The organism is Schlegelella aquatica (genome assembly GCF_026013905.1).
Lineage (GTDB): Bacteria > Pseudomonadota > Gammaproteobacteria > Burkholderiales > Burkholderiaceae_C > Caldimonas > Caldimonas aquatica.
Genome location: NZ_CP110257.1, coordinates 2090717 through 2102375, shown reverse-complemented (window position 1 = coordinate 2102375; position 11659 = coordinate 2090717). Strand labels below are relative to the sequence as shown.

Below are 11659 nucleotides of genomic sequence, written 5' to 3'. Positions count from 1 at the left end.
GAAGGAAGCGGGGCGGGCGACCCAGTGAGCCGGCTACATGCGCCACGCTCGCCACAGCATCGGCCAAGCATCGCGCGGGCCGAGCACGGGCCGTGTGTGCAGCATCGCGTAGTTCAGCCGCCGGATTCTCTCAAGAATCCGCAGCCCCCCTTGGACGACGAGGCGCAGTTCCCACCCGGCGCGGCCCGGCACTCGCCGGACGAGGGGCGCGCCTTCGCGCAGCAGCGACTCGGCCCAGTCGACGAGCTCGCGCAGCAAGGCCGGAGTGCGCGGAGTCTCCTGGTGCGCGAGCAGCGACGCGGGGGGCACGTCGTGTCGCCGGCAGGCATCGAGCGGCACATACAGCCGGCCCCGGGCGGTGTCGACCCGCAAGTCCTGCCAGAAGTTGGTGAGCTGCAGCCCCGTGCATATGGCGTCCGACTCGCGCCGGGCTTGTTCGTCGTCCAGGCCGTAGAGATGCAGCATCAGCCGCCCCACGGGGTTCGCGGAGCGCTCGCAGTAGGCGAGCAGTTCCTCCCGGTCGAGGTAGCGGTGTTTGGTGAGGTCCTGTACGAAGGCGTCGAGCAGCGCTTCCAACGGCGCACCGGGCAGCCGGTAGTCACGGATGGCGTCGGCCAGCGGCAGAAAGACATGCGACCAACGCCGCGAAGGGGCAGCGCCCTGCAGCACCGCGTGCAGGTCCTCCCGGTAGGCGGCGAGGTCCCCCAGGCGGCACAGGCGGTCGGCGTCGCCCTCGTCCGCCAGGTCGTCGGCCGTGCGGGCATAGGCATAGATGGCCCGGACGGCGGGCCGAAGTCGGGCCGGGCACAGGGCGGAGGCGACAGGAAAGTTCTCGTAATGGTCGATGCTCACGGCAGGCATTGTCCAATGGCCCGAGGGAGCCCGATGGGCGCGAACACTCGGACCCCTCGCGCGCCGCCCGTCGGGGTTTGACACTGCCGGGACCGTTCTCATACATTACTGACCGGTCAGTCATTAACTCCGTTCTCATTTACCTTGCCTGCGAGCGCCGAGGAGATCTTGTGATGCGTGCCCTTTCGTTTCTACTCAGTGCGGCGCTGGTTGTACTCGGTGGCTGCGGCAAGCCGGAGCCCCCGCCCGAGCCCGTGCGGTCCGTGCGCACGATCGAAGTGGGAAGCGAATCGGCAGGTCTCGTGCTGGAGTACGCCGGGGAAGTCCGCCCGCACACCGAGTCGCGGCTCGGATTTCGCGTCGGCGGCAAGTTGGTCGAGCGGCCCGTCGGGCTGGGCGATCGGGTGAAGGCGGGTCAGGTCCTCGCGCGGCTCGACCCGCAGGACCTGCGCCTCGGCCAGGACGCTGCGCAAGCGGCTCTCGCCGCTGCTCGTGCCAACCTCGAGCAGACCGAAGCCGACTTCAAGCGCTTCCGTGAACTGCGCGAGCAGGGCTTCATCAGCTCGGCGGAGATGGAGCGTCGGGAGACGGCGCTGCGTTCTGCCCAGGCGCAGCATCGGCAGGCGATGGCGCAGGCGCAAGCGCAGGGCAACCAGGCGGAGTACAGCGTGCTGCGGTCGGACGTCGCGGGTGTCGTCACCGCGGTGGACTCCGAGCCCGGCATGGTGGTGGCCGCGGGGACCCCGGTCGTGCGTCTGGCCCATGACGGCCCTCGCGAGGTCTGGTTCTCGGTGCCGGAAGACAAGGTGGAGTTGGTACGCCGACTGCGCAGCGACAACGTGCCTTTGGAAGTGCGGCTCTGGAGTGACCGCGAGCGAGCCTTGCAGGCACGGGTGGAGGAGGTGGCCGCGGCGGCCGACCCGGCGACCCGCACCTACCTGGTCAAAGCCAACTTGGGGCGCACGGATCTGCCGCTCGGGCAGACCGCGAGCGTGCGGATCGCCGTGCCAGCGGCTGCTCGGGCGATCAAGCTGCCCTTGGCAGCCGTGTTCGAGCAGCAGGGCCGCAGTGCTGTGTGGGTCTATGAACCCGCCACATCCACGGTGCGCGCGACGCCGGTGCAGGTGGCCGGCGCGGAGGGCAACATGGTGCTGGTGTCCGGCGGCCTGCAGCCCGGCCAGCGGGTCGTCGTGGCCGGCGTGCACACGCTCTCGCCGGGCCAGAAGGTGAAGCTGTGGGGTGCCGACTCGGTGCCCGCAAGCCAGCGGCCGGCCGCACCCCCGACGGCCCCGGCCTCCGCGGCGGCCGCCCCCGCGCAACGGGGTTCGGGACAGTGAGGGGCGACGACGTGAACGCCTCGACGAACTCTTCTACCTCGCGCTTCAACGTCTCGCGCTGGGCCCTGGAGCATCCGGCCCTCACCCGCTACCTGATGGTGGTGCTGATGGTGCTCGGCGCGGCGGCCTACTTCCAGTTGGGTCAGGACGAGGACCCGCCGTTCACCTTCCGAGCGATGGTGGTGCGCGCCTTCTGGCCCGGGGCCACGGCCCCACAGATGGCCGAGCAAGTCACCGACAAGATCGAGCGCACGCTGCAGGAAGTGCCCTACGCCGACAAGATCCGCAGCTACTCGAAGCCCGGCGAGACCCTCATCATCTTCCAGCTCAAGGACTCGGCGCCGCCGCGTGAGGTGGCGAACGCCTGGTACCAGGTGCGCAAGAAGGTGGGCGACATGCGCTCGACCCTGCCCCAGGGCGTGATCGGCCCCTTCTTCAACGACGAGTTCGGCGACGTCTACGGCTCCATCTTCGCCCTGTCGGCCGACGGCTTCAGCGAAGAGGACCTGCGGCGCCATGCCGAGCAGGTGCGCCAGCGGCTGTTGCGGGTGGCGAACGTCGCCAAGGTCGAGCTCTTCGGCGTGCAAGACGAGAAGATCTTCGTCGAGATCTCCCAACGTCGCCTTGCCCAGCTCGGCATCGACTTCAATCAGGTCGTTGCCCAGCTCGGTGCCCAGAACGCGGTGGAAGGCGCAGGCGTGCTGGTCGCCGGCACCGACAACCTGCAGATCCGCATCGGGGGGCAATTCCGGTCGGTGGAGGAGCTCGCGCGGTTGCCCATCCGGGCCGTGAATCCGGCCACCGCCCAGGCCTCCAGCCTGCGGCTGGGGGACATCGCCGCGATACGCCGCGGTTACGTGGACCCGCCGCAGGTCAAGGTGCGCCACCAGGGCGAGCAGGTGGTGGCGCTGGGCGTCTCCATGGCCAAGGGCGGCGACATCCTGCGCCTGGGCGAGGAGTTGAAGGTGGCCGTGGCCGCCGCCCGCGCCGAGCTGCCGGTGGGTATCGAGCTGCAGCAGATCCAGGACCAGCCGACGGCCGTCTCCCGCTCGGTGGGCGAGTTCGTCAAGGTGCTGATCGAGGCCGTCGTCGTGGTCCTCGCGGTGAGCTTCGTCAGCCTCGGGCTGCACACCCGGCCGCTGCGCATCGACATCTGGCCGGGGCTCGTCGTCGCCATCACGATCCCGCTGGTGCTGGCCATCACCTTCGTCGTCATGTACTACTGGGGCGTGGGGCTGCACAAGGTGTCGCTGGGCGCACTCATCATCGCGCTCGGCCTGCTGGTCGACGACGCGATCATTGCGGTCGAGATGATGGTGCGCAAGCTCGAGGAAGGCTACGACAAGATGCGCGCAGCCACCTTCGCTTACGACGTGACGGCCATGCCGATGCTCACCGGCACGCTCATCACGGCAGTGGGGTTCCTGCCGATCGGCATGGCCCGATCGTCGGTGGGGGAGTACACTTTCGCGATCTTCGCGGTCACCACCGCGGCGCTGCTCATCTCCTGGGTGGTCTCGGTCTATTTCGTGCCCTACATCGGCGCCTGGCTGCTCAAGACGCGGCCCAAGGTGGAGGGCGAGGCACACGAGCTCTTCGACACGCCGTTCTACAACCGCTTCCGCGGCGTCGTGGACTGGTGCGTGCGCCACCGCTGGCTCACCATCGGGTTGACCGCGGGCACGCTCGTGTTGGGCGCGCTGGGGATGACGCGCGTGCCGCAGCAGTTCTTCCCCGACTCGAGCCGGCCGGAGATCCTGGTCGACCTGTGGCTGCCCGAAGGGTCGACCTTCGACGCCACGGAGGAGGTGGCGCGCCGCATCGAGGGGCGGCTGCGGCGCGAGCCCGAGCTCGCCAGCGTCACCACCTGGGTGGGCAGCGGTGTGCCGCGCTTCTACCTGCCGCTGGACCAGATCTTTCCGCAGTCCAACGTGAGCCAGATGATCCTGCTGCCGCTCGACCTCGACGCGCGGGAGCGGCTGCGTCGCAAGCTGCCCGACCTGCTGGCGGAGGAGTTCCCTGAGGTGCGCGCTCGCGTCAAGCTCCTGCCCAACGGCCCGCCGGTGCCGTACCCCGTGCAGTTCCGCATCGTCGGCTCCGACCTGCAGGAACTGCGCAAGTGGGCCGACGAGGCGAAGGATCTCATGCGCGCTCACCCCCTGCTGCGGCAGGTCAACGACAACTGGAACGAGGCGGTCAAGGTCCTGCGGCTGGAGATCGACCAGGACAAGGCGCGGGCTCTGGGCGTGACGAGCCAGGGCATCGCGCAAACGTCGCGCACCGCGCTGTCGGGCACGACGATCGGCCAGTACCGGGAAGGCGACCGCCTGATCGACATCGTGCTGCGCCAGCCGAAGGAGGAGCGCGACGCCGTCACCGACATCGCCAACGCGTACGTGCCCACCTCCTCCGGGCGCGCGATCCCGCTCACCCAGATCGCCAAGATCGGCTATGCCTGGGAGCCCGGAGTGGTGTGGCGCGAGAACCGAGACTTCGCGATCACCGTCCAGGCCGACGTGGCCGAAGGGGTGCAGGGCCCGACCGTGAGTTCCGAACTGTGGCCCAAGATGCGGGAGCTGCAAGCGCGCATGCCGGCCGGCTACCGCATCGAGCTGGCGGGGACGGCCGAGGAAAGCAGCAAGGGACAAGGGTCGATCTTCGTCAATGTGCCGGTGATGCTGTTCCTCACCTTCACCCTCCTGATGCTGCAGTTGCAAAGCTTCTCCCGCTCGGTCTTGGTTTTCCTCACGGGGCCCATGGGCATCGCGGGTGTCGCGGCCGCCTTGCTGCTGCTCGGCCGGCCGTTCGGCTTCGTGGCCATGCTCGGGGTCATCGCGCTGATGGGCATGATCATGCGCAACTCGGTGATCCTGATCGATCAGATCGAGCAGGATCGTGCGCGTGGGGTGCCCGCCTGGAATGCGATCGTGGAGGCGGCGGTGCGCCGGTTGCGTCCGATCGCACTGACGGCGGCCGCGGCGGTCCTGGCGATGATCCCGCTGTCGCGCAGCGTCTTCTGGGGGCCGATGGCCGTGGCCATCATGGGCGGCCTCATCGTGGCGACCGCTCTCACCCTGCTCGCCCTGCCGGCGCTGTATGCGGCGTGGTTCCGCGTGCGGCGCCCCGAAAGTGGCAAAGGGGCCTTTGCCGCGGGCTAAAATAGTTGGTTCGCCTGACACCCGAGGAGGGGCGTGGGCGCGCCAAAGGCTTCGAGGGCCGGAGCTTGGCGCTTTCGCGCTGTCCTCCTCTTTCATTTGCGCGGGTGGCGAAATTGGTAGACGCACCAGGTTTAGGTCCTGACGCCAGCAATGGCGTGCCGGTTCGAGTCCGGCCCCGCGCACCACACACACAAGAGAGAGATCACCATGGCCGTGACCGTTGAAACCCTCGACAAACTGGAACGCAAGATCACGCTGACGCTGCCGGCTGACGACATCAAGAACGAAGTCGAGTCCCGCCTGAAGCGCCTGGCGCGCACGGTCAAGGCCGATGGTTTCCGTCCCGGCAAGGTGCCCCTGAGCCTGGTGGCCCAACGTTACGGCTACTCGGTGCAGTACGAGGTGATGAACGACAAGGTCGGCGAGGCGTTCGCCAAGGCCGCGGCCGAAGCGCAACTGCGCGTGGCCGGCGCTCCGCGCATCACCGAGAAGGAGGGCGCTCCCGAGGGCCAGCTGGTGTTCGATGCGACCTTCGAGGTCTACCCCGAAGTGAAGATCGGTGACCTGTCGGGCGTGGAGGTCGAGCGCGTGACGAGCGAGGTGACCGAGGCCGCGATCGACCGCACGGTCGAGATCCTGCGCAAGCAGCGCCGCACGTTCGCCCAGCGTCCTGCCGCCGAGCCCGCCGCCGACGGCGACCGCGTGACCATCGACTTCGAAGGCAAGATCGACGGCGAGCCGTTCGCCGGCGGCAAGGCCGAGGACTTCCAGTTCATCCTCGGTGAGGGCCGCATGCTCGAGGAATTCGAGAAGGCCGTCCGCGGCATGAAGGCAGGCGAGTCCAAGACCTTCCCGTTGAAGTTCCCGGAGGACTACCACGGCAAGGACGTCGCGGGCAAGGAAGCTGACTTCCTCGTCACTCTCAAGAAGATCGAGGCACAGCATCTGCCCGAGGTCAACGAGGCGTTCGCCAAGTCGCTCGGCATCGCCGATGGTTCGATCGAAGCCTTGCGCGCGGACATCAAGAAGAACCTCGAGCGCGAGGTCAAGTTCCGCGTGCTGGCGCGCAACAAGAACGCCGTGATGGAAGCGCTCGTCAAGGTCGCTGAACTCGACCTGCCCAAGGCGCTGGTCCAGAACGAGGTCGACCGCATGGTGGCGAACGCCCGCGCCGACCTCAAGAACCGCGGCATCAAGGACGCCGACAAGGCGCCGATCCCCACCGAGATCTTCCAGCCGCAAGCCGAAAAGCGGGTGCGCGTCGGCCTGGTCGTCGCCGAGCTGGTCAAGGCCAACGATCTGCACGCCAAGCCCGAGCAGATCCGTGCGCACGTCGAGGAGCTGGCGCAAAGCTACGAGAAGCCCGAAGAGGTCGTGCGTTGGTACTTCAGCGACAATCAACGTCTGGCCGAGGTCGAGGCCGTCGTGCTGGAGAACAATGTCACGGACTTCGTCCTGTCCAAGGCGAAGGTGGTCGAGAAGAACGTGCCGTTCGATGAACTGATGGGCGCTTGATCCCCGCCGTCCTCCGCTTGCCGAGGGGCGCCGGTCGAGAGGCCGGCGCCCCTTGCGTTCTAGCACCCGCCTGCCGCAGGGGGCGGGCTTGTCCCCGCATAATCAGACCCCAGATTCCGAGGAGCGATAGAAGGACTTCCATGAGCGCACTGGACACTCAGAACCTGGGCATGGTGCCCATCGTCATCGAGCAGTCGGGCCGCGGCGAACGCGCCTACGACATCTACAGCCGCCTGCTGCGCGAGCGCGTGGTGTTCCTGGTCGGCCCGGTCAACGATCAGACGGCCAACCTGGTGGTCGCGCAGTTGCTCTTCCTGGAAAGCGAGAACCCCGACAAGGACATCTCGCTGTACATCAACTCGCCCGGCGGCTCGGTCAGTGCCGGCATGGCCATCTACGACACGATGCAGTTCATCAAGCCCGATGTCTCCACGCTGTGCCTGGGCATGGCTGCCAGCATGGGGGCCTTCCTGCTGGCCGCGGGCGCCAAGGGCAAGCGTTACGCGCTGCCGAACTCCCGCATCATGATCCACCAGCCGCTGGGTGGCGCTCAGGGTCAGGCCACCGACATCGAGATCCAGGCGCGCGAAATCCTCAAGCTGCGTGAAAACCTGAACAAGATCCTGTCGGAGCGCACGGGGCAGCCTCTGGAGAAGATCCAGAATGACACCGAACGCGACTTCTTCATGTCGCCCTCGGAGGCCCAGGCCTATGGGCTCATCGATCAGGTGCTGGAGCGACGCTCCTAAACCGTGCTCGCCGAGCGGTTATTCGCCCTGAAACGGCTCGTTTCGGGGGCGCGCCGCCGGTGCGAAACAAGCTGCGCGACGGGGCCTTTTTCGAGAGCGGGGCCCCGTTTTTGTTTGCCTTATCATCGTCTCCGGATTCCCGCCTACACACCCTCCTGACGCCATGGCCGACAAAAAAGGCTCCTCCAGCGAGAAAGTCCTGTACTGCTCCTTCTGCGGCAAGAGCCAGCACGAGGTCAAGAAACTCATCGCGGGTCCGTCGGTGTTCATCTGCGATGAGTGCATCGACCTGTGCAACGACATCATCCGCGACGAGGTGCCGGCTGACGCTGCCGATGCGAAGTCGGGCCGCGGTGAGCTGCCCGCGCCCTCGGAGATCAAGGCCATCCTCGACCAGTACGTCATCGGACAGGACACCGCCAAGCGCATCCTGTCGGTGGCGGTCTACAACCACTACAAGCGTCTCAAGCACATGGGCGGCTCGTCCAAGAAGGACGACGTCGAACTCGCCAAGAGCAACATCCTGCTCATCGGGCCGACGGGCTCGGGCAAGACCTTGCTGGCCCAGACGCTGGCTCGGCTGCTGAACGTGCCGTTCGTCATCGCCGACGCGACCACGCTCACCGAGGCGGGCTACGTCGGTGAGGATGTCGAGAACATCATTCAGAAGCTGCTGCAGAACTGCAACTACGACGTCGAGAAGGCGCAGCGGGGCATCGTCTACATCGACGAAATCGACAAGATCAGCCGCAAGGCCGACAACCCCTCGATCACGCGCGACGTCTCCGGCGAAGGCGTGCAGCAGGCGCTGCTCAAGCTCATCGAGGGCACGATGGCCTCGGTGCCGCCGCAAGGCGGTCGCAAGCACCCGAACCAGGACTTCCTGCAGATCGACACGACGAACATCCTGTTCATCTGCGGAGGTGCCTTCGACGGCCTGGAGAAGGTGATCCAGAACCGGTCCGAGAAGTCGGGGATCGGCTTCGGTGCGGCCGTCAAGAGCAAGAGCGAGCGCAACATCTCCGACGTGCTGCGAGAGGTCGAGCCGGAAGACCTGATCAAGTTCGGGCTGATTCCCGAGCTGGTGGGCCGGCTGCCCGTGGTGGCGACGTTGGGCGAGCTGACCGAGGACGCGCTGGTGCAGATCCTCACCGAGCCCAAGAACGCCCTGGTCAAGCAGTACCAGAAGCTGTTCGCGATGGACGGCGTGGAGCTCGAGATCCGGCCGTCAGCGCTCGTGTCGATCGCCCGCAAGGCGCTGGCCCGCAAGACCGGCGCTCGCGGCCTGCGCTCCATCATGGAGCAGGCACTCATGGACACCATGTTCGAGCTGCCTGCGCTGGACGGTGTGGCCAAGGTGGTGGTCGATGAGCACACCATCGAGGAAAAGACCAAGCCCCTGCTCGTCTATCGCGAGCAGGCCAAAGCAAGCGCGTGACAGACGCCACGCGGTGGCGAGCGGGATGCCGGGGAGGGCCCGCACGTGACTTGCAATTGACATCTCGGGCCCCACATCGGCTTGAGAAAGAGAGGTCGTGATGTCTGGACATCCTGTTTTGCCCGCGGATCCCATCGAGCTGCCGCTGTTGCCCCTGCGCGACGTAGTGGTGTTCCCCCACATGGTGATCCCGCTGTTCGTCGGGCGTCCGAAGTCCATCAAGGCGCTGGAGTCCGCCATGGCGGCGGGCCGCCAGATCATGCTCGTCGCGCAGAAAGCGGCCGGCAAGGACGAGCCCAAGCCCGAAGACATGTTCGAAGTCGGCTGCATCTCCAGCATCCTGCAGATGCTGAAGCTGCCCGACGGCACGGTGAAGGTGCTGGTCGAAGGGTTGCAGCGCGCCACCACCCGCCGCATCGTGGACAACGGCGAGCATTTCGTCGCCACCGTCGCCCCTGTGCAGCCCGACAACGACCAGAGCGCCGAGGTCGAAGCATTGCGTCGTGCCGTGACGCAGCAGTTCGATCAGTACGTCAAGCTCAACAAGAAGATTCCGCCGGAGATCCTCACCTCGATCGCCGGGATCGACGATCCGGGCCGTCTTGCGGACACGATCGCCGCGCACCTGCCGCTCAAGCTCGAGAACAAGCAGACGATCCTGGACTTGTTCTCGGTCTCGGAGCGCTTGGAGCGCCTGCTCGGCCAGCTCGAGCATGAGGTGGACATCCTGCAGGTGGAAAAGCGCATCCGTGGGCGCGTGAAGCGCCAGATGGAGAAGAGCCAGCGCGAGTACTACCTCAACGAGCAGGTCAAGGCTATCCAGAAGGAGCTGGGCGAGGGCGAGGAAGGCGCGGACATCGAGGAGCTCGAAAAGCGCATCAAGGCCGCGCGCATGCCCAAGGAGGCGCGCAAGAAGGTCGAGGGCGAGCTCAAGAAGCTCAAGTTGATGTCGCCGATGTCGGCCGAGGCGACGGTGGTGCGCAACTACATCGAGACGCTGGTGGGACTGCCTTGGAGCAAGAAGACCAAGATCAAGCACGACCTGGCGTTTGCCGAGCAGGTGCTCAACGAGGATCACTACGGCCTCGAGAAGGTCAAGGACCGCATCCTCGAATACCTCGCCGTTCAGCAGCGGGTCGAGAAGGTCAAGGCGCCGATTCTGTGCCTGGTCGGGCCGCCGGGGGTGGGCAAGACCTCGCTCGGCCAGTCCATTGCCCGGGCGACGGGCCGCAAGTTCGTGCGCATGGCGTTGGGCGGCGTGCGCGATGAGGCCGAGATTCGGGGTCACCGCCGCACCTACATCGGCTCGATGCCGGGGAAGGTGCTGCAGAGCCTGACGAAGGTCGGCACGCGCAACCCGCTGTTCCTGCTCGACGAGATCGACAAACTCGGCATGGACTTCCGAGGCGACCCGTCGTCGGCGCTGCTGGAGGTGCTCGATCCCGAGCAGAACCACACCTTCAGCGACCACTACGTCGAGGTCGACTTCGACCTCTCCGACGTGATGTTCGTGGCGACCTCCAACTCGCTCAACATCCCGCCGGCGCTGCTGGACCGCATGGAGGTCATCCGTCTGTCGGGCTATACCGAGGACGAGAAGCTGAACATCGCCCAGCGCTATCTGCTGCCCAAGCAGATGAAGAACAACGGGGTGAAGCCCGACGAGCTGGAAGTCACGGAAGAAGCCATCCGAGGGATCATCCGCTACTACACCCGCGAGGCCGGCGTGCGCTCGCTCGAGCGGGAGATCTCGAAGGTCTGCCGCAAGGTGGTCAAGGGCCTGATCCTCAAGAAGTACGAGGGCAAGGTCGTCGTCACCGAAGAGAACCTGCACGACTTCCTCGGTGTGCGTCGCTACCAGTACGGTCGCGCCGAGAAGGAGAACCAGGTCGGCCAGGTGGTGGGTCTGGCGTGGACCGAGGTCGGGGGCGACCTGCTCACGATCGAGGCGGCCGTGATGCCCGGCAAAGGCAACATCATCCGCACCGGTTCACTCGGCGACGTGATGAAGGAGTCGGTGGAGGCCGCACGTTCGGTCGTCCGCAGCCGCGCGCGCCGCTTGGGCATCAAGGACGAACTCTTCGAGAAGCGAGACATCCACATCCACGTGCCCGATGGCGCCACGCCGAAGGACGGCCCCAGCGCGGGCATCGCGATGACGACGGCCTTCGTCTCGACGCTGACCGGGATTCCCGTGCGGGCGGACGTCGCGATGACCGGCGAGATCACGCTGCGCGGCGAGGTCACGGCGATCGGGGGCCTGAAGGAGAAGCTGCTCGCGGCACATCGGGGCGGCATCAAGACGGTGCTGATCCCCGAGGAGAACGTCAAGGACCTGCAGGAGATCCCCGAGAACGTGCGCAACCAGCTCGAGATCGTGCCGGTGAAGTGGATCGACAAGGTGCTCGAAGTGGCGCTGGAGTCCAAACCGACGCCGCTGCCCGAGGAGGAGCCGGCCAAGATCGAGCAGCCGGCCAAGGAGGGGACCGCGCCGGCGGCCGATGTGACGGGCGACGTGCTCAAGCATTGAAGCCGGCTGCGTGGGCGGGGGGGCGGGTGCTCCCCGCGCACCGGGCCGCTGCGCTTGTCGAAGACACCCAAAAAACTTCG

The 11659-nt window shown here is 66.6% G+C and carries 7 protein-coding genes and 1 tRNA gene; 7 read left to right on the top strand and 1 reads right to left on the bottom strand.

Annotated elements, in window-relative coordinates; all coding sequences use genetic code 11:
- Window positions 1–33: 33 nt before the first annotated feature.
- Window positions 34–861, bottom strand: coding sequence for a squalene synthase HpnC (gene hpnC, locus OMP39_RS09500; protein ID WP_342454853.1), 828 nt, complete (start codon window positions 859–861; stop codon window positions 34–36).
- 164 nt (window positions 862–1025) lie between these two features.
- Between hpnC and OMP39_RS09495 the strand changes: the two genes are divergently transcribed.
- The 7 genes from OMP39_RS09495 to lon all read left to right on the top strand — a co-directional run bounded on the left by OMP39_RS09495 (window position 1026) and on the right by lon (window position 11579).
- Complete coding sequence (locus OMP39_RS09495; protein WP_264891489.1) at window positions 1026–2189, top strand: efflux RND transporter periplasmic adaptor subunit; 1164 nt, start codon at window positions 1026–1028, stop codon at window positions 2187–2189.
- Window positions 2190–2200: 11 nt separating this feature from the next.
- Entirely contained in the window at window positions 2201–5347 is a 3147-nt protein-coding gene (locus OMP39_RS09490; protein ID WP_264891488.1) for an efflux RND transporter permease subunit, read from the top strand.
- 98 nt (window positions 5348–5445) lie between these two features.
- Window positions 5446–5532, top strand: a tRNA-Leu gene (locus tag OMP39_RS09485).
- A 22-nt stretch (window positions 5533–5554) separates the two neighbouring features.
- Window positions 5555–6862: a trigger factor gene (gene tig, locus OMP39_RS09480; protein WP_264891487.1), complete on the top strand. Its 1308-nt coding sequence runs from the start codon at window positions 5555–5557 to the stop codon at window positions 6860–6862.
- A gap of 140 nt (window positions 6863–7002) precedes the next feature.
- On the top strand, window positions 7003–7611 hold the full coding sequence (gene clpP / locus OMP39_RS09475; RefSeq protein ID WP_280925505.1) for an ATP-dependent Clp endopeptidase proteolytic subunit ClpP: 609 nt from the start codon (window positions 7003–7005) through the stop codon (window positions 7609–7611).
- Between the two features lie 163 nt (window positions 7612–7774).
- Entirely contained in the window at window positions 7775–9049 is a 1275-nt protein-coding gene (gene clpX, locus OMP39_RS09470) for an ATP-dependent Clp protease ATP-binding subunit ClpX (protein WP_264891486.1), read from the top strand.
- Between the two features lie 100 nt (window positions 9050–9149).
- Complete coding sequence (gene lon / locus OMP39_RS09465; RefSeq protein ID WP_264891485.1) at window positions 9150–11579, top strand: endopeptidase La; 2430 nt, start codon at window positions 9150–9152, stop codon at window positions 11577–11579.
- The last annotated feature ends 80 nt before the right edge of the window (window positions 11580–11659 follow it).